General features: G+C 36.7%; 18 protein-coding genes. 8 read left to right on the top strand and 10 right to left on the bottom strand.

Annotation, left to right across the window (positions count from 1 at the left end):
* Positions 1–107 precede the first annotated feature (107 nt).
* A complete protein-coding gene (gene hppD / locus JK139_RS00660; RefSeq protein ID WP_218330336.1) occupies positions 108–1244 on the bottom strand; it encodes a 4-hydroxyphenylpyruvate dioxygenase in 1137 nt (378 codons plus the stop codon).
* Between the two features lie 316 nt (positions 1245–1560).
* Here hppD and JK139_RS00655 point away from each other — a divergent pair, with 316 nt between their 5' ends.
* Positions 1561–2679 carry a 5-(carboxyamino)imidazole ribonucleotide synthase gene (locus JK139_RS00655; RefSeq protein ID WP_074417975.1) on the top strand — a complete coding sequence of 373 codons (1119 nt, stop codon included), beginning with the start codon at positions 1561–1563 and terminating at the stop codon, positions 2677–2679.
* On the opposite strand, the gene JK139_RS00650 is transcribed toward JK139_RS00655, so the two are convergent.
* Positions 2662–3699: a DUF3078 domain-containing protein gene (locus JK139_RS00650; protein WP_068241342.1), complete on the bottom strand. Its 1038-nt coding sequence runs from the start codon at positions 3697–3699 to the stop codon at positions 2662–2664. The genes JK139_RS00655 and JK139_RS00650 overlap by 18 nt on opposite strands.
* A gap of 204 nt (positions 3700–3903) precedes the next feature.
* On the opposite strand from JK139_RS00650, the gene miaB reads away from it, so the two are divergent.
* The 7 genes from miaB (at position 3904) to JK139_RS00615 (ending at position 10819) form a co-directional block, all read left to right on the top strand.
* Entirely contained in the window at positions 3904–5331 is a 1428-nt protein-coding gene (gene miaB / locus JK139_RS00645) for a tRNA (N6-isopentenyl adenosine(37)-C2)-methylthiotransferase MiaB (RefSeq protein WP_218330335.1), read from the top strand.
* Positions 5332–5383: 52 nt separating this feature from the next.
* Positions 5384–6667, top strand: a complete 1284-nt coding sequence (locus JK139_RS00640) for a sigma-54 interaction domain-containing protein (RefSeq protein ID WP_068241344.1) — start codon at positions 5384–5386, stop codon at positions 6665–6667.
* A gap of 22 nt (positions 6668–6689) precedes the next feature.
* Positions 6690–7223, top strand: a complete 534-nt coding sequence (gene lptE, locus JK139_RS00635) for an LPS assembly lipoprotein LptE (protein ID WP_228733067.1) — start codon at positions 6690–6692, stop codon at positions 7221–7223.
* Between the two features lie 20 nt (positions 7224–7243).
* The gene (locus JK139_RS00630; RefSeq protein ID WP_074419350.1) at positions 7244–8401 is read left to right on the top strand and encodes a hypothetical protein; all 1158 of its coding nucleotides are present in this window, start codon (positions 7244–7246) and stop codon (positions 8399–8401) included.
* A 1-nt stretch (position 8402) separates the two neighbouring features.
* Complete coding sequence (secG, locus tag JK139_RS00625) at positions 8403–8735, top strand: preprotein translocase subunit SecG (protein ID WP_074419351.1); 333 nt, start codon at positions 8403–8405, stop codon at positions 8733–8735.
* Between the two features lie 69 nt (positions 8736–8804).
* Positions 8805–9845, top strand: coding sequence for an endolytic transglycosylase MltG (gene mltG, locus JK139_RS00620; protein WP_074419352.1), 1041 nt, complete (start codon positions 8805–8807; stop codon positions 9843–9845).
* Positions 9842–10819: a YihY/virulence factor BrkB family protein gene (locus JK139_RS00615; protein ID WP_074417979.1), complete on the top strand. Its 978-nt coding sequence runs from the start codon at positions 9842–9844 to the stop codon at positions 10817–10819. Before mltG ends, JK139_RS00615 begins: the two co-directional genes overlap by 4 nt.
* Here the strand turns inward: JK139_RS00615 and JK139_RS00610 are convergent.
* From JK139_RS00610 to dnaK, 8 genes are all read right to left on the bottom strand, one after another.
* The gene (locus JK139_RS00610; RefSeq protein ID WP_074419353.1) at positions 10816–11304 is read right to left on the bottom strand and encodes a TlpA disulfide reductase family protein; all 489 of its coding nucleotides are present in this window, start codon (positions 11302–11304) and stop codon (positions 10816–10818) included. The two genes, JK139_RS00615 and JK139_RS00610, sit on opposite strands and share 4 nt — an antisense overlap.
* 18 nt (positions 11305–11322) lie before the next feature.
* Positions 11323–11922 carry a TrmH family RNA methyltransferase gene (locus JK139_RS00605; RefSeq protein ID WP_074417981.1) on the bottom strand — a complete coding sequence of 200 codons (600 nt, stop codon included), beginning with the start codon at positions 11920–11922 and terminating at the stop codon, positions 11323–11325.
* 43 nt (positions 11923–11965) lie between these two features.
* A complete protein-coding gene (locus JK139_RS00600; RefSeq protein ID WP_228733066.1) occupies positions 11966–13129 on the bottom strand; it encodes a dipeptide epimerase in 1164 nt (387 codons plus the stop codon).
* Positions 13089–16121: a 4-alpha-glucanotransferase gene (locus tag JK139_RS00595; protein ID WP_228733065.1), complete on the bottom strand. Its 3033-nt coding sequence runs from the start codon at positions 16119–16121 to the stop codon at positions 13089–13091. The genes JK139_RS00600 and JK139_RS00595 overlap by 41 nt, the downstream gene beginning before the upstream one ends.
* 169 nt (positions 16122–16290) lie before the next feature.
* Positions 16291–16695, bottom strand: coding sequence for a c-type cytochrome (locus JK139_RS00590; RefSeq protein WP_074419362.1), 405 nt, complete (start codon positions 16693–16695; stop codon positions 16291–16293).
* A 240-nt stretch (positions 16696–16935) separates the two neighbouring features.
* Positions 16936–17145, bottom strand: a complete 210-nt coding sequence (locus JK139_RS00585; protein ID WP_068241358.1) for a hypothetical protein — start codon at positions 17143–17145, stop codon at positions 16936–16938.
* Positions 17146–17373: 228 nt separating this feature from the next.
* Entirely contained in the window at positions 17374–18435 is a 1062-nt protein-coding gene (gene namA, locus JK139_RS00580) for an NADPH dehydrogenase NamA (RefSeq protein ID WP_074419354.1), read from the bottom strand.
* 81 nt (positions 18436–18516) lie between these two features.
* On the bottom strand, positions 18517–20427 hold the full coding sequence (gene dnaK, locus JK139_RS00575; protein ID WP_074419355.1) for a molecular chaperone DnaK: 1911 nt from the start codon (positions 20425–20427) through the stop codon (positions 18517–18519).
* Positions 20428–20462 lie beyond the last annotated feature (35 nt).

Below are 20462 nucleotides of genomic sequence, written 5' to 3'. Positions count from 1 at the left end.
CAAAAATCTCCATGTTGTTATAACGACATGGAATAAATATTCGTATTAAAAACCGAAAATAAACAATCCTGATAAATCAAAAATGTGAAATTATGCAGATACTGTGTTTATAAATTACCCCGAAGTGCCTGTTCGCATTCAATAGCTTCAAAAAGTGCTTTAAAATTGCCCTTCCCAAAACTTTTTGCCCCCCGGCGCTGAATAATTTCAAAGAATAAAGTGGGTCTGTCTTCAACAGGTTTGGTAAAAATTTGTAATAAATAACCTTCTTCATCCCTGTCAATTAATATCCCTAATTTACTCAGTGCCTGTACATCTTCCTGAATGTTGCCCACCCTTTCTGAAATGGTTTCATAATAAGAAGCGGGTACTTTTAAAAATTCAACACCACGATTTTGTAGAGCCATTACTGTTTCAATAATATTATGGGTTGCCAAAGCTACATGCTGTACCCCTTCCCCATCATAAAACTCAAGGTACTCTTCTACCTGCGATTTCTTTTTACCTTCTGCCGGTTCATTAATAGGAAACTTCACAAAACCATTTCCGTTACTCATTACTTTGCTCATCAAAGCTGAATATTCGGTTGATATATCCGTATCATCGAATGTTAAAATGTTTCTGAATCCCATTACATTTTCATAAAATGACACCCATTTATTCATTTGATTCCATCCTACATTGCCTACACAATGGTCAACATACAATAAACCGGTTTCAGTTGGCTGATAGTTTGTATTCCATATTTGATAGCCGGGCATGAACGGGCCATTATAATTTTTTCGTTCAATAAACAAATGCACGGTATCGCCATAGGTATGAATTCCGCTTATTACCACTACCCCATCTTTATCGGTTAATGTTTTGGGCTCCATAAAACTTTTGGCACCGCGATGCGTGGTTTGCTGCCAGGAGTTGGTTGCATCGGGTACACGTAGTGCCAATACTTTAATACCATCGCCATGTTTAAAAATATGTTGTGCTATTGGGTGCGATGATTTAAGGGGTGTAGTGAATACAAAGGTTAATTTGTTTTGCCGCAATACATAACTTGCTGTGTCATGATTGCCGTTTTCGGGCCCGGAGTAGGCAACACTTTGAAAACCAAATGCGGTTTTATAGTAATGGGCAGACTGTTTGGCATTTCCCACATAAAATTCTACATAATCTGTTCCTTCCAATGGAAGGAAATCCTGAACTGCCAGATTGGAAATACCAGTATTTCCTTTTACCTGAAAAAACATAAATACAAATTTTAATGACTGAAAAAATGAGATACAAAAGTTAGTAGTTCTGCAACTGTTAGCCGGCCGAGTCCATAGCCAAGGCAAACATCAGCAAACAATAATTTGCCCTTCTGTCATTAAATAATTTGTATGGGTAATCAGGTAACATGAATCAAAAGTAAAACATTTAAGCAAAATGCATCATAACATTGTGCTACCGTTTTATCTTCGCAATGGAATTGCAAACAGTATTGTTACCAATACCATTCAATAACCGTATTTTTAAAAAATACGATTTGCATTTTTGCATCATCATTTTTAAAGTATCATACCCATGAAAGTAGGCATTTTAGGCGGCGGTCAATTAGGAAGAATGTTATTACAGGCTGCAGCCAACTATACTGTAGAAACCTTTGTGTTGGAGCGTGATAAGCATTGCCCTGCAGCTCATTTATGCCACCACTTTGTGCAGGGTGATATTACCGATTATAATACAGTGTATGCTTTTGGAAAACAGGTAGATGCATTAACCATTGAAATTGAAGCGGTAAATGTAGCAGCGCTGGAACAATTAGAAGCAGAAGGCATTAAAGTATATCCTTCACCCGGTGCCATTAAAATTATTAAAAATAAAATTTTACAAAAAAAATTTTATCAGCAACATCAAATTCCTACGGCCCCTTTTGTTATTACTGCTGCATTAAATGACTTATTTCAGCATACTAATTTTTTACCTGCTGTTCATAAAATTGGTGAGGGCGGGTATGATGGCAGAGGTGTTCAAATTATCAGGAGTGAAAAAGAAATTGAAAATGGGTTTAATGATCCTGCTGTTTTGGAAAAAATGATAGCTATTGAAAAAGAAATTGCCATTATTGTATCGAGAAACCACAAGGGCGAAACAGCTGTTTATCCTCCCGTTGAAATGATTTTTGATCCAGTTTTAAATATCTTAGAATACCAGATTGCCCCTGCCAGAATTAGCCAGCAATTGCTATGGAAAGCAGAAGCCATTGCCATAAAAGTGGTTCAGGAACTGAATAGTGCCGGCTTATTTGCTATTGAATTTTTAATTGATAAACAACAAGAAATTTGGGTGAATGAAACTGCACCAAGGGTGCACAATAGCGGCCATCATACCATTGAAGCCAGTTATTGCAGCCAATACGATATGCTGTGGCGCATTATTTTAGGTTATCCATTAGGTAATACAAAACTCATTTGCCCCTCAGCAATGATCAATGTTTTAGGTGAACCCGGTTATAGCGGTACACCGATTTATCATGGATTAACCGATACCCTTAAAACAGAACAGACCTTTGTTCATTTATATGGTAAACTAACCACTAAACCCGGACGCAAAATGGGGCACGTTACCCTGCTGGCTAAAGATGAAGGTGAACTGATTTACCAGGCTCACAAAATAAAACAAATGCTAAAGGTGATTGCCTGAGGTATTTAAATTAATTCTTGGATCAATAATGGTTGGAATAGACGGCGGTGCATTGTTAACGGGAACGGGTTTATGCAATTTTTTTAACGGCATGGTAAATCCTAAGCCTATAATACTTTTTACCTGCAATGCCGGCGAATCGCCATTCGGACCAAATATTTTTACATTATCATCATAAATCATATCTAAACTATAAGAGGCGGTGAGGTATTTATTGATTTTAAAATTGAACTGATTGGTCATGAAAAAATTGATGTTTTGGGGTTGCTTCAGATAATTGGAAAATAAATCAACCCTACCTCTGTAATCTACATTCTTAATAATAGTTGTATTGTAATTAATGGTTGCAAAAGCACCAAACTCGTTCAAAACATGGCTTCCTGAATCTACCCCATAAGCTTTTTGGTTAGATAAATACTGATTGGCTACTATTACCCAACGGGAAGTGATGGGTGAAAGGAACAATGAAAATTTATCAGTGGGCTTATAATCGAAACCGGCAGCCAGAATCACAAATGCAGGCGATAAAAAACTGGAAGCAAATACCGGCGCTCCATTGGGGTATGTATACCCATCAAAAAACTGAGAACGAAAATTAAATAATCCGGACAAATACCATTTACCCAGCGTATCAACTTTATAACCATACTTACTCACAAAATCAATTCGGTCATCATTTTTTCTCCCACCTAAACTTGTAGTTTGAATATATCCCAGATTAACATCCAGGTTATTATCCCAACTATGCCGTTCCTTTTTATAATAAACAAAATAATTAAAATAGGAACTAACTGCTAACGAAAAATTATCACCTCCTGCAGCCCAGTTACTCAACGAACCCTGTGATAAACTAAAATTAAATAACCCCCCTCTTTTCCAACGCCAGTTAATGGAATCTTTATCCTTATCCTTCTTAATCGGTCTGTAAATCTCATTTTTTAATGTGTTCACTAAAATATCCTGTGCCTGCACCTGACTGGCCCCCAGCATTAACAAAAAAATAAATCCTATTTGCTTCATGAAAGTTTGGCGATTAAATGAACAATGACCTCATGCAAAACAGTTCTTGCTTTCTTCAAACAGACCATTGCTTAAAAATATAAATACCTGCTCAATTCGTACAAAAATAAAGGCATTTCTTTAAAATTATTCAATCAATCTCTGACAAAGTGTCACCACAACGTACAAAACTGTATTTTTGCAGTCCCAAAATAATTTTAACCAATGAACATATTAGATTTACCTACTAAAATTCATGATGAAAGCAGGCAGGGAGAAGCCTATGCTCCTGTTGCACAGGAAACAGCACTATTTTCAAAAAAATTTTATATTGAAAGCTATGGCTGTCAAATGAATTTCAGTGATAGCGAAATTGTTGCCGCCATTCTGCATCAGGAGGGATTTGGTGCAACCAAACAGTTTGAAGAAGCTTCGCTCATTTTATTAAATACCTGCTCCATTCGTGAAAAAGCAGAACAAACCATTCGTAAAAGATTAACCGAATTTAGAAAAACAAAAGAAAAAAAACCGGAACTATTAATTGGAATTTTAGGCTGTATGGCCGAACGCTTAAAAGCCAAGTTGTTAGAAGAAGAAAAATTAGTGGATATTGTAGTTGGGCCGGATGCGTATCGTAGTTTACCCGCATTGATTGCCGAAGCCGAAACAGGTCAGAAAGCAGTGAATGTATTATTGAGTCGGGAAGAAACCTATGCCGATATTGCACCCATTCGGTTAGACAGTAATGGCGTTACAGCTTTTGTTTCTATTATGCGTGGCTGTAATAACATGTGCAGTTTCTGTGTGGTTCCTTTTACACGTGGGCGTGAAAGAAGTAGAAATGCTGATTCAATAGTTGCCGAAGTGGAAGATTTATTTCGCCGCGGTTACAGAGAAGTTACCTTATTGGGTCAAAATGTAGACAGCTATCATTGGTTGAATGAAGCAGACAATACTTCGGTAAACTTTGCGCAGCTTTTAGAGAAAGTTGCACTTGTAAATCCATTACTGCGTGTTCGTTTTAGCACATCACATCCAAAAGATATAACAGATGATGTGCTTTACATCATGGCAAAATATAAAAACATTTGCCAATACATTCACTTGCCCATTCAAAGCGGCAATTCACGAATTTTACAATTAATGAACCGAACTTACAACAGGGAGTGGTATTTGGCTAAGGTAGACCGTATTAAAGAAATAATGCCCGATTGCTCTATTAGTACCGACATCATTACCGGATTTTGTACCGAAACAGAAGCAGAACACCAAGATACTTTAAGTGCCATGGAATATGCACAATACGATTATGCCTATATGTTTTTTTACAGTGAAAGGCCGGGCACACTTGCAGCAAAAAGATTTACCGACGATGTACCGGAAGCAGTAAAAAAAAGAAGGCTTCAGGAAATCATTAACCTGCAAAATGAACTTTCTAAAAAAAGCTATATGAATGATATGGGTAAAAGCTTTGAAGTATTAATTGAAGGCGAAAGCAAGAAAGACAATTTATACTGGAAAGGCAGAAATCCGCAAAATAAAATGCTGGTATTCCCCAAAAAACAATTCAATTACAAACCTGGAGATTATGTAAACGTACTGGTACACGATGCTACACAGGCAACTTTATTGGGAGAAATTATACCTGCATAAAGTATTCAAAATCATATAAAAGCATCCTATTTAAACTTTAATAGCATTGGGTATGGATTTACAAAGTATAAAAAACAGATTTGGTATCATAGGCAACTCTCCTGCACTCAATTTTGCTTTAGATACTGCAGTTCAAGTAGCGGCAACTGATTTAACCGTATTAATTGTAGGAGAAAGCGGAGTGGGTAAAGAAGTATTTTCACAAATTATACATGCACTTTCTGCACGTAAACATAACCCATTTATTGCCGTAAACTGTGGGGCTATTCCGGAAGGAACGATTGATTCTGAATTATTTGGACACGAAAAAGGTGCATTTACCGGTGCAGTAGACAGTCGCAAAGGTTATTTTGAAACAGTAAACGGAGGTACTATTTTTTTGGATGAAATTGGCGAAATGCCCATGGGTACACAAGCCAGACTGTTGCGTGTTTTAGAAACAGGAGAATTTATCCGGGTTGGTTCTTCAAAAGTGCAAAAAACCGATGTTCGGGTAATAGCCGCTACCAACCGCGAATTAATTGAGTTTGCAGAAAAAGGCCGGTTTAGACAGGATTTATATTATCGTTTAAGCACTGTACCCATTCGGGTACCTGCTTTAAGAGACAGACAAGAAGATATACCCCTGCTGTTCAGAAAATTTGTAGTTGATTTTGCGGAACGCTATAAAACCAATCCTGTACAATTGAATGAGGATGCCAAAAATATACTGATGCACTATCCATTCCCCGGCAATGTAAGAGAACTAAAAAATCTGGCAGAACAAATTTCGGTTTTAAGCAACGAACCCATTTTATCAGCACAGGAATTAAGGCGTTTTTTACCTGAACGGCATCAAAATAATTTGCCGGTTTTAGCGCATGCAGCCGATGCTCCGCATCAGGAATTTGCCAATGAACGGGAACTACTATACAAACTTTTTTTCGATATGAAAAAAGATGTAACAGAGTTAAAAAAAATGTTCCTTGAAATTCTTAAAAACCCTTCTCTGGCCGGCAGTGCTGCACAATTTACCAAAGAATCTTTGATACATGATGTAACTACCCACCACGAAGACGGGTTGCACCCGCTCTTTCCGGCAAATATTACCAATCAGAATACACTGGCACCTGCTGCTTTATCAGCCAATGCCGGACAACCGGTAATTCTTAACCATGATGATGTACATCATCATGAAGTGGTTGAAGAATCGCTCAACATTATGGATAAAGAGAAAGAATTAATTATTAAAGCACTGAAAAAACATAAAGGCAAGCGAAAAGATGCAGCATCCGACCTGGGTATCAGCGAACGTACATTGTACAGAAAACTCAAAGAATATGATATTGAAGAATAAGCAAATACTATTTTTAAAGCCAATGAAGGCTTTCAAAGCAAACCCGGCATTCTTGCATCACATACATGGCTGGATGTTGTTATTCGGTGTGCTGTTTCTATCGGGCTGCAAAATTTATTCCTTCAAAGATGTTTCAATCGATTATTCCAAAATAAAAACCATAAAAATAGGGTTTATAGAAAACAGGGCCAGCTATGTAAATCCACAATTAAGCCCGCAGTTAACCGACAAATTACAACTTAAAATTGCCAGCCAAACCAAATTAATTCGTACCAATAACGATGATGCCAATCTGGTAGTGAGTGGATATATTTCTGACTACTCTGTTTCAACAGCAGCCATCTCTGCACAACAAGCCAGTGCCAACCGTTTAACCGTTTCAGCACACATAACTGTTAAAAATAATGTTGAAAATAAAACAGATGAATTTGATGTGAGCCGCAATTATGATTTTTCTTCCAATTTGTCGTTACAACAAGCCGAGGGGCAATTAATTACAACCATTGTAAGTAATATTTCAGATGATATTTTTAACCATATCTTTTCTAACTGGTAAGCTTATTGTATTTTCACAACATGAATGCTGTAATCAATCAAACTGCTTATGCTATTTTGCAACAACCTTTAGAAAAGGTTGCTGTAGAACACTTACAGCAAATTTGCAAAAGTTATCCATTTTTTACGCCTGCTCAGGTATTATTGGCCGCTAAATTACAGCAAAATGCACCGAATTTACTGGTACAGGCCCAAATCCATATCATTGCTGCACCTTGCAATATAACCTGGGTAAACTACCTACTAAACGAAACACCGGCCAATCCAACAACCGCGGGGAGGGAATCTGTGGTATTATCAAATGAAAGCAAAACCAATGCAGCAATTGCCCCTTCTGAAATGAGAGCTGAAGAACAATCTGAGCGGACAGATATGACCGATCTTGCGGCAATCAGCAACATTCCGGAAACAGAAGCAGTAACACATTCATTTTTAGAAGAAGTTAAAAATGCAGATCACTTCATCGAAATAAATCCCGAGCCTTTAGAAAACAGTGATGATTTGCAAGCAGTTGATTCTACGAATACTATTCAGGAAGAACTGCCACATGCTTTAGCAGAACATATCACTGAAAACAAAAATAATGCTGTGCCGGAAACAGCATTGCCGCAAAACAATATGGCCATTGCAGAACAAGAATTAGTGGAACATTTGGAAATGCAGGCAAATGATGCCAACGAAACAGACCAGCTGCCCGAAACTTCATCTGAAAACAAAGAACCAGCGGTTGAAAACGAAAAATTATCTGATATTATTGCAGCACAGTGGGCTTCATTTCAGGAGCCGGTTGAAACAGATGAAGAACTAACTTACGAACCGCCGCATTTACATACCATAGATTATTTTGGATCGTTAGGCATTACCGCTGATTTAACCCAAGAGCCACAAGACAAATTAAGTAAGCAACTTTTAAAATTTACTGACTGGCTTAAAATTGTTAAAAACCAGCATACCCCAGATACACATGCGGTACAACAGGCAGAAGTAGACAGTATTATACCTGGTATTGCTCAAACCTCAAACGAAACCAGAGAAATTATTACTGAAACCATGGCAGAAGTGCTGATAAAACAAGGCAAAATAGATAAAGCGGTTCAGGTTTATATTAAATTAAGTTTTTTAGATCCTGATAAATCTGCTTATTTTGCAAAAAAAATTGAACAACTAAAAGAAATGTAGCATGACTGTAATTTTTATTATTTTAATTGTAATTGCCTGTATAGCCTTAGGTTTTATTGTATTAATTCAAAATCCAAAAGGTGGTGGTTTAGCAGGAAATGTAGGTGGATTTGGCAACCAGATTATGGGTGTTAAGCAAACAACTGATGTTTTGGAAAAAGGCACCTGGTTATTTGCTGCAATTATTACCATACTCTCTCTGTTTTCTACCATAATTTTCAGAGGATCCACCAAAGGGCCCGATACTTCAATTATACAAAAAGTGAACACCAATCAAAACACAGCACCCACCAACAGTATTCCTTTAAATACTCCGCCTCCGGCTACTAAATAACTTTTTATTTATAAAATATTTACCCTGTCTGTTTGCTGCAGACAGGGTTTTTATTTATCTTGAACTACCATGCGCAAAATTATAGGCACAGTCGTTGTACTAATTGTAATCATAACCATTGGTTTTTTATGGTTTTTAGAAAGCCCTGCTACTGCTTTCAATGATAAAAAAACTTATTTCACACTTTCTGATAACAGTTTAAGCAGTCAACAAATTACCCAATCATTAAAGCAACAGCAAATTATAAAATATGGCTGGCCCTTTCAATTTGTATTAAAAGAATTGCATATAGCCAAACACATTAAACCAGGTAAATATGAGGTTAATAAAGATGCATCGCTGTTAAGCATTATTCGAATGTTGAAAAACAATCGCCAGGCCTCCATTAATTTAGTGATTACCAAATTGAGAGTAAAGGAAGATTTGGCCAAATTAATTGCAAAAAACTTTTCAACCGATTCGGTACAGGTTATGCAATTTTTAAATAGCAATGATTCGTTAAAAGAATATCATGTAGATACTGCTACTATTTTCACCATCATTTTGCCCGATACCTATACTTTTTATTGGAATACATCAATTAGAAAAATTTTTAATAAATTATATATTGCTGACAGCTTATTCTGGACCAAAAACAACAGGTTACAAAAAACTAAAGAGATAGGTCTTACCCCAACTGAAGTGTATATATTAGCCTCTATTGTTGAAGAGGAATCGAATATTGATGATGAAAGAGGAAAAATTGCCAGTGTATACCTAAACAGATTACACCAGAATATGGCATTACAGGCTTGTCCTACCATTAAATATGCCATGAAAGATTTTGCGTTGACACGTATTTATGAAAAATACTTATTAACTCCTTCTCCTTATAATACCTATCGCAACAAAGGTTTACCACCGGGCCCTATTTGCACTCCTTCAACTAAATGCATCGATATTGTTTTAAACGCTCCTAAAACCAATTATTTATATTTTGTAGCAAAAAGCGACTTTAGTGGTTACAGCCATTTTAGCAGTAATTTTGCAGAACACAATGCGTATGCAAAACAATACCAGCAGGCATTAGATGCTGCTATGGCTAAAAAACAAAAAATGAAGGGCGAGTGACAAAATTTGAAAAGACATTAGTTTCCTTCCCTCCCATTGCATTTGCAATTCGCAAAAGCAAGCAAATTGTTATTCCGGGTTTTAAAGGAATACCCCTGTTTTATGTAATTCGGTTTTTTTTTCAACAAATTAATAAAATTGGCATTATAGACAGGGCTTCAGCAATTTCATTTAATTTAATCATGGCTTTACCGGCCGCTTTTTTATTTATTTTTTCTATCATACCTTATTTACCGGACTCTTTTGATTTTAAAGGGCAAATGCTGAATTTATTTAAAGATTTAACCCCCAACTCAAACACATATAAATTAATTACTACCATAATTAATGATTTATTGAAAAAACATGTGGGTGTTTTTTCTTTTGGTTTTATTTTGGTTTTGTTTTATGCATCTAATGCAACAATGGGTATTGTAAGAACTTTCGATAAATCAATATCTGAGAAAAAAGCTTATTTTTTGCATCGAAGATGGCGCGCTATCCGATTAACTACCTTATTAATTTTATTGGTACTGGCCTCGTTGCTGGTGTTAATAGGACAAGGCGAGCTAGCCGGTTTATTGCGTGAATTTTTTCATTTCAGAAAAAAAACTTTTTTTCCCTGGTGGAATACCGTTCGTTGGGGTATTATTGTTTTATTTATATTTTTTGGTATTGCCTTTATTTATCGTTTTGCACCGGCCATTCAGAAAAAATGGCCACTCATATCACCAGGTTCTATTCTTGCAACTTTATTAATGTTACTAACCACTATTGGGTTTTCATTTTGGGTAAATCATTTTAGCAGTTATAATAAAGTGTATGGCTCAATTGGAACGGTATTAATTATTATGTTACTGATATACCTGAACTCTTTAATACTTTTAATAGGATTTGAATTGAATGTAAGTATTACTATTTTGCAACAACAAGCTGAACAGGGTAAAGCAGAAATGCTGGCACAAACAAAAAATGCAAAACAATTACAACATTAATGCCCGCCATTCAACATTTCCTGAACAGCTAAAGGAATTTGCGGTGCGGTTAATTGACGGTTATAAAATTGCCGGTATTTTGTAATCGGATTCATCATTAAAGTAGCAGGTATATTTCCATTCCATGTTCGGTCTATTTTAGGGCAAAAATCTGCTGCATTGGTTTCATTCAGCCACCAAATGGTAGCACTGTAACCATGTTGTTTTACAAATTTGGCAATGGTTTTGGGATAATCATCGGCATAATCTACACTAATTAAAATAATTTTTACTCGGTTTCCTGCAACCGCTTTTATTTCATTTTCAAAGTAATTTAACTCATGTATACAAGGTGTACACCAGGTAGCCCAAAAGTTAATGATAACCGGTTGTGTGGTGGTATCAATATAATGCACCACATCATTTATTTTTACTTTTTCAATATTTTGGGCATGCAGCTGCCGAATCACTAAAAACAAGTAAAAAACAAAAAATATTTTTTTCATATCAATTGATTGATAACACTAATCATTTTCAGCATTGGGTACGCCCCACTCTGATAACAACCGGTTAATACTTTGAGCAGCTAAACCCGGGCTGTTATAATGCCCTGCCTGTTGTTTCTGACGAAATGCTTCATAAATACTCACTGCGCATGCAACAGAAATATTCAGGCTTTGAATAATACCTACCTGTGGTATAATAAAATTGCCATCGGCTAACCGGCGTGCATCTTCACTAACTCCTTCATGTTCATTACCAAAAACCAAAGCAATGCTGTTTTGTACAAAATCAAGTGCATACAATGGTTCGGCATTGGCACACAAATGAGTGGTATAAATTCTTTGATATTGCGTACGAAGTGCGTTGTAGCACGCTTCAACATTATCATAAGCATGAACGGTAAGCCATTTGGCAGCACTACTACTGCTTTTGGCACCAAACTTTTTGTGGCGTGCTATTTTAGTGGTGATGATATAAATATCCTGAATACCTACTGCATCACAACTACGCATCACTGCGGATATATTGTGTGGATCCTGCACATTCTCCATCACTACTGTTAAATTGGGCTGTCGTTTATATAAAACATTCAACAATTTTGTTTTACGTTCGGGTGTCATAGCATTTATAATTTCATTTACCTATCTAAAAAAATTTAAAAGATTATTGTTTCAATTGAATACCCAGTCCAGATTTTCCCAATATATCCACCTTCCCAAATTCAAAATTTAGTCCGGTTGCAATATCTTCTTTTAAAAGCAATGGCCCGTCCATATCCACATAATCTAATAAAGGTAAAAATTGTGCAATAGCAGCAGAGCCTAAGGTAGATTCATTCATGCTTCCCATCATTACCTGTAAACCGAGTTTTCTTGCCTGAGCAATCATACGTTTGGCTGGTGTTAATCCACTGCATTTGGTTAATTTAATGTTTATGCCATGAAAATGATGTAAACATTTTTCAACATCGGTTTCAAGCACACAACTTTCATCTGCAATTAAAGGCAAAGATGATGTTTGATACAAAACCTTCATTCCTCCCCAATCTTCTTTTGCTAATGGTTGTTCAATGAATTGCACACCTAATTGTTGTAATTGAGGAATTTTGATGAGCGCTTCTTCTAAAGTCCAGCCGGCATTGGCATCTATTCTAAATACTGCATTAGTGTGTTTTCGTAATAGAGCTACCAGCTCAATATCGTTGGGAACACCCAGTTTAATTTTATAGATGGGCCAGGGTTTAGCCAGCATTTTGTTTACCATATTTTCAGGCGTATCAATGCCAATGGTATAATCGGTAAGTGGTGTATTATCCCATGTTACATTCCATAAACGGTAAACCAATTGTTGTTCCATTTTACCAAACAAATCCCATGCAGCCATATCCAATGCAGCTACCAGAAAAGGATTGCTTGGAAATAAATGATGCAAATAATGCCAATAACGCTCAGGTTCGGTTAAAGCAAATTTTTCAACAAAAGCTCTTTTTTGCTCCAATGCTTCTATCATTGAATCCACCGTAACATCATAATATTGAATGGCAGGTGCTTCGCCATAACCTATTAGTGAACCTAATTGCAGCGCTACCAATAATGATGGCTGATGGGTTTTTGTTCGCCCTCCTGAAATTGTAAATGGATACTCAAAAGGAAGTTCTATTTTTTTATAATATAATTTCATTTGCAATGCATAAAATAACCGCAAAGAAACGCCAAACGAATGGCTTCTAAAAAAATAAACCGGCAACAATACCGATTTATACAATATTAAAAAAGAAATTGACAGACTATCTGCCGCTTTCCTGCACCATTTTTTGCAGCGCTTCATTAAACAAATTAGCATCAATGAGCTGCTCTAATGTAAGATGCATTCTATAACGCCAATAATGTTTTGGATTGGATGGAATATTAATACGTTCATCATTCGGATTGTTTCTTCTGATGGATTCATCCATTCCTAACAAATCCTGCAACTGAAATATGCTCCACATAGCCGGCGAATACAAATGTTGCAATACAATGGCTGTGTTAATCCAGGCTTCACAATAATAAGGGGCATTATCCCATTGCCCTAATTCATTGTTGTAAAATTGTTGAATTTTATGCTTATCTTCTTCCCACCAGCCCCTAATGGTGCTCATATCATGAGTAGAGGGGGTAACCACACTTAAATAAGGCGCATCATTGGGATGAAAAAATGTTTGCTGTGGGTTTTTAGGCATTCGTTGAATTTCGAGGCTTAATAAACCTAACTGACGCATTACTTCCGGAACACAGGCTGGCACCAACCCTAAATCTTCACCACAAATCAACATATTGGTAACGCGTTTTAATGCAGGTAATTTCTGCAAAGCTTCTTTCATCCAAAAATCATCCTGCCTGCGGAAGTAATAATCTACATACAATTCTTTTAATTGTTGTTGAGAATGCGCATCTAAATGGCGAAATGAAATGGTAGCATCCATAGCAAATCTAAAATGGAATTGCTGTGCGTTACTGCCTTCTTCTTCAAAAAAGATAACATTACTGATTAAATCGAACAGCCCCTGTTTCATTTTCTGAGTAAATGCATCGTCATTCCAATGGGCCAAATATTGTTCAACTTTACGTTGGGTATTGCATTCTTCTTTTAGTGTATAATTTCCAAAACCATTGTATTGCAAAAAAGTATTGCGTACAAAATCGGCATCATTGCCAAAAACTTCGGCTAATACTTCTTCATTAATATAGGGCTTTGTAAACCGATAGTAATCGAACCAAATATTTCTGCTATACAATTCATTGATGTGTATGGGTAAAGCAGGTACAAAGCGCCCCATAATACCCTCTACTGCATCTATAGGTATACTCCATATTCTAAAAAAACCTAAAATATGATCAATCCTGAATGCATCAAAATAATAACGCATTTGTTCAAATCGTTTCTTCCACCACGCAAAACCATCCTGCATCATTTGTTGCCAGTTATAAGTGGGGAAACCCCAATTTTGGCCTTTTATGGCAAAATCGTCGGGTGGTGCACCAGCCTGCATATTCAAATGAAATAAATGCGGTGCCTGCCAGGCATCTGCGCCATTTCTACACACACCAATTGCAATATCACCTTTCAAAATAATTCCATTTTGGTGGGCATAGCCAGTTGCCTCCTGCAACTGACTGTGCAGGTAAAACTGAACAAAATAATGATAAGCAATAGCATGGTATTGTTCAGAATCAGGTGAAGCCATGGCTTCAATGGCCGATTCATTATAAATACCATTCTCTGGCCATTCACTGAAATTGGGCGTGCCATACAAATCTCTCAAATAACAAAATACAGCATATGGAATTAACCAATGACTATTATTGTGAAAGAATGTTTTAAATTCATCTGATTGAAACAAGACTTTCTGTTGTAAAGGATATAATTGCTGTAAATATTGTTGTTTTAGATGCATTACAGCTTCATAATCAACTGTATCTAATGCATTTAATTGAAGGCGTTGCGCTTCTATGCTATCCAACAAGTGCAAATTTTCAGTTGAAGTAGCTTTTTTTAGGTTTAGGTATAACGGATGCAATGCAAAAGCAGAAATGGCAGCATAAGGATAAGAATCTGCCCAGGTATGCGTTGCTGTAGTATCATTCACCGGTAATATTTGCACTAATTTTAATCCTGTTTTTTTGGCCCAGTCTACCAACAGTTTTAGATCAGTAAACTCTCCTACGCCAAAACTCTGCTCGCTTCTTAAACTAAAAACAGGAATTGCTACCCCTGCTCCTCTCCACGTATTATTGGGTAATACAGCAAATCCGGCATTCATTATGGCTAAAGTATCAGTTGCATTTGTTGCATTTATGGTTCTGTTTTTGCCATTTTCAAACCGAACAAATTGTTTTGTATTTGTATTATAAACACCAAATTTAAATTGCAGTGCCTGTTTGGCTGTTGATAAGTTGAGCTGTATAGAATAAAAAGATTCATCTTTATACCGCTTTAACAGCAATGGTTTTTCAGTATTCCAATTGTTTAAAATGGTACTTTCACCGCATAAACAAAGCACTTCATCAGCTGACAGTAAGGGTGCTTTTACTTTTAACAAATGAGTTGTACCGGCATTAATTTTAGTGGTATCTGCAACCTGCCTGGGTTTGGGCAATAAAATTTGCTGAAACGGTTCTGTATAAAATGCGTTTTCATAATAACCTGCAAAATTCCAAGCATCTTCAATTAACAGAGTTGATTTTTTAACATAAGCAGGTGATATTTTTTTATCATTACCCCAATCATAATCAATCGTTCCATCTTCATTTTTTAGTATATAATGATAGGTAATTCCTTCTTTCGGTATTTCATTTAGTTGAAAAGTTATTGTAATTTGCCAATACTCCTGATTCAGGTACTGCATGGGAATTGCCTGATTAATATCTTGATTTCCCAGCTTGGGATGATTGCCGGTTATAAAAATATTTTGCCCGAAATGGGTACTAAATTTTAAAAGAAAAGTTACCTGCAATTCAGTAATTGATTTTGATTTAGTAGCAACAGATACTTTACTTTTTTGTGTTGCCGTTGTTGCATCTTTTTTTGATGAGGTTTTGGGCTTTTTAGTTGATGTAGCCTCTTTGGCTGCTATCTTCTCTCCTTTCGGTGCCGCTTCCTTTTTGGCTGATTTTTTTTTCAAAACTTTTTTTTGCTGCTCTGCTTTTGTTGCATCAGGAGTTGCAGAAGCGGAAGATAAAGTTGAGGGTTCTTCTATTTTTTTTACACCACTTTTTGTTTTGGATAATCCGGTATTTTCAATTTCACCAGATTGCGTAATCGTTAGTTTTTTAGCCAATTTTCCTGATTTTAGATGTACTAAGTTAATCAATTAATGTGTAAATTAAACACATTAATTGATTTTCACAAAAACAAAATGCAACAAAGCACGGGATTTTGTAATAACCCCAATAAAAAACAGATTGCTCTACGTATAGCAATCTGTTTTTTAAGAAAGAATCGGAATATTATTGCAGCTCTGGTTTTGATTTTCCCCTGTGGCAGGTACCGCAGGTTACCACCTGAAGTTGAACACTATCAGTATGGGGAATTTGGCGCACATATTTTTCATTAATTTCCATCGTCATGCGCATCATATCACGAGCTATATCTTTTTTAGGATTTTCATCACTGGCCGGATCCATTCTTCCAGGCTGGGTTTTAGAAGGCGCATGGCAAAAAGAACATTTAACTCCCAACGCCGCCTTAAATCCATCCATCACATGCTCCAAACTATCATGACTAATATTTTGAGGCAACACTTTTAAATTACGCGGCTTGGGTTGTGTAGGAATGGTAAAAGAAATAATGCCAATGGCCAATACAGATAGAATGGCTGAAAAAACAAAAAATTTTCTTTTGTGAAAATGCATAATCATTTATTTGAATGATACTAAAAGTAAGGAATGCGATTTGAATTTGAAATTATTTTACATAAAATGTTCATTAAAATAAAAGAGGCTGTCTCAAAAGTCCGAGGCAGCCTCTTTTTATTCGGTAAAGGGTAAGGCGGTGGAGAAAGTTTTGATTTAAGCCATTCTCAAACGCTTCATTTTACTTTTGAAACTTTCTCTTAACACTGTAATAAAAAAACTTAAAAATGTAGCTATGATTTATAGGCCCCAACGATTGGTAAGCTTTTGTCTTAAAGCACGCTTTTTCTGATTTTGAATATGCCAGACTGTTGCAGCACTAATATGTGCTGATTTAGCAGGTACATGATTGCTTAAATTGGTAGCTACTGTTTCTTTTACTTCTGATACCAATTGGTTCAGATGTTCTTTTTCTAATTGCACTAATGAACTGTTTTGTTTGTTTTCCATAACATTATTATTAATTTTTTAAAATAAAGGTCATCAGCATGTGTATGCTTGCGGATGAAAACTAATAATCGTTAGAAGAAAAATAGAATGGCAAGTTGCTTAATCCGTAAGTAGATGTTATGCTATTATACTCAATTGCGGGTGCAAATTTACAACTATTTTTTATAACTACAATAATTTTAATTGATAAAAGCATTGTTAATATCACTTTTAGGTAATTCTTCGTGTTTATTTAGCTCTTTCATATTGTTTAGGCCATTGAATAGGTTCTTTAAAAGTTTTTGCTGCGAAGAGTGGGAAGTATGGATTCCGCAATATTTCACGGGCCATAAAAACAAAATCTGCTTTTTGTTCCTGTAAAATATTTTCAGCCTGTTCCGCATTGGTTATTAAACCAACCGCTCCGGTTAACATGTGGGAGCCGGCTTTAATAGCTGCAGCAAAAGGCACCTGATATCCAGGCGCCACCGGAATTTTTGCATGTGCCACATTTCCACCGGAAGAACAATCTATAACATCCACACCCCTTTCTTTCAGTATGGAAGCCAATACAATGGAATCATTTAATTGCCAGCCATTTTCAATCCAATCGGTAGCTGAAATGCGAACAAAAAGTGGCAAATCATTAGGCCATTCCTGCCGAACTGCATCAACAATTGCTAAGAGTAATTGAATTCTGTTTTCAAAACTTCCTCCATAAGCATCGGTACGTTGATTACTGTAGGGTGATAAAAACTGATGAATTAAATAGCCATGTGCTGCATGTATTTCAATTACTTTAAACCCTGCTTTTAAAGCACGCCACGCTGCTGATTGAAATTGGGACACAACTTCCTGAATTTGTGGAACGGACAAAGCAATAACAGGAACCTGTTCTTCTTTAAATGGAATAGCACTGGGTGCTAATACTGGCCATCCGCCCTCTGTTTCATTTAGTTGCCTGCCTCCCAACCAAGGGGCAACGCAACTGGCTTTACGGCCTGCATGTGCTAATTGAATACCGGGCACAGCACCCTGTTGGGTAATAAATGTGGTAATGCGTTGCAGCATGGCAATATGTTCATCTTTCCAAATGCCTAAATCACCCGGACTTATTCTTCCCTCCGGGCTCACTGCAGCTGCTTCTGTAAACACTAATCCTGCACCACCTACTGCTCTGCTGCCTAAGTGTACCAGGTGCCAATCGTTTGCAAATCCATCTTCTGCAGAATATTGACACATGGGCGATACCACAATTCTATTCTTAAAATTGATAGATTGAATGCGAATAGGTTGAAATAAAATCGACATATAAATATTTTATGGGTATAACACAAAAGCCCCTACGTTGTTGCAGGGGCTTTAACTATTTTTTTGAAATAATAATTCAAACTATTTTACTTCTTCAAACTGAGCATCTTCTACTGTATCGCCTCCAGCCTGTTTGCCTGAAACATTTTCAGTAGAATTTGCTTCAGCACCGCTGCTCGGTTGTGCACCTGCAGCCTGAGCTTTATAAATTTCTTCGCTGGCGGCAGTCCAGGCAGTATTTAAAGCAGCCATAGCTGTATCAAGATTGTTGATGTCTTGATTTTTATGTGCTTCTTTCAGCTTATTCAATGCTTCTTCAATTGGTGCTTTTTTATCAGCGGGCACTTTATCACCAAACTCTTTTAATTGTTTTTCAGTTTGGAAGATTAAGCTGTCGGCCTGATTTAATTTTTCGATTTTTTCTTTAGCAGCTTTATCTTCTGCTTCATGCGCTTTGGCCTCTGATTTCATTTTTTCTACTTCTTCCTTACTCAAACCACTTCCGGCCTCAATTCTGATTTTTTGTTCTTTTCCGGTGCCTTTGTCTTTTGCACTTACATGCAACATACCATTGGCATCTATATCAAAAGTTACTTCAATTTGCGGAACACCTCTTGGAGCCGGTGGTATGCCATCTAAATTAAACATACCTAAACTCTTATTGTCTTTTGCCAACGGACGCTCACCTTGTAATACATGAATTTGTACACCGGGTTGATTATCACTGGCGGTAGAGAATACTTCTGATTTTCTGGTAGGAATAGTAGTATTAGCAGGAATCATTGGTGTTAATACACCGCCCATGGTTTCAATACCTAAGGTTAATGGGGTTACATCCAATAACAACACATCCTTCACTTCACCGGTTAATACCGCACCTTGTATAGCAGCACCTACGGCTACTACTTCATCCGGATTTACGCCCTTATTAGGTTTTCTTCCAAAGAATTTTTCAACTATCTCCTGAACTTTAGGAATACGGGTAGAGCCACCCACCAATATTACTTCATTGATTTGTGATGCAGTATATCCGGCATCTTTCAATGCAGCTTCACAGGGTTTTAAGCAACGTTCAAACAAACTATCAGATAATGCTTCAAATTTTGCACGTGTTAATTTCTTAACCAAATGTTTGGGAACGCCATCTACTGCAGTAATGTAAGGCAAATTAATTTCAGTTTCTGAAGAGGAACTTAATTCAATTTTTGCCTTTTCGGCTGCTTCTTTTAAACGCTGTAAAGCCATGGGATCTTTTCTTAAATCAATGGCCTCATCTTTTTTAAACTCATCTGCCAACCAATCCATGATTACTTTATCAAAATCATCACCACCTAAGTGGGTATCTCCATTGGTTGATTTTACTTCAAAAACGCCATCGCCTAGATCTAAGATAGAGATATCGAAAGTACCACCACCTAAGTCAAACACAGCAATTTTCATGTCGTGTTTTTTATCTAAACCGTATGCCAAAGCGGCAGCAGTAGGTTCATTTACAATACGGCGTACATTTAGTCCGGCAATTTCACCGGCTTCTTTGGTAGCCTGGCGTTGTGCATCGTTAAAATAAGCAGGTACGGTAATTACCGCTTCGGTAACTTCCTGCCCTAAATAATCTTCTGCAGTTTTCTTCATTTTTTGAAGAATCATGGCAGATATTTCCTGAGGTGTATATAAACGTCCATCAATATCAATACGAACGGTATTATTATCGCCTTTTACCACTTTGTAACTCCAGTGGCTGATTTCTTCTGTTACTTCATCAAACCTTCTACCCATGAAACGTTTTACACTGGCAATGGTATTGTGAGGGTTAGTAATGGCCTGGCGTTTTGCAGGATCACCAACTTTACGCTCTCCATTCTTTAAAAAAGCCACAACAGAGGGTGTAGTTCTACGGCCTTCATCGTTCGCTATCACTACGGGCTCGTTACCTTCCATAACGGCTACACAACTGTTGGTGGTACCTAAATCTATTCCTATAATTTTTCCCATAATAAATAAATTTTATTGCTGATTATTTATTCAAT

The sequence above is a fragment of the Hydrotalea lipotrueae genome, assembly GCF_019249625.1.
Classification (GTDB): Bacteria; Bacteroidota; Bacteroidia; order Chitinophagales; family Chitinophagaceae; genus Hydrotalea; species Hydrotalea flava.
Note: the sequence above shows the minus strand (reverse complement) of the source record. Positions and strands in the feature narration are given on the sequence as shown.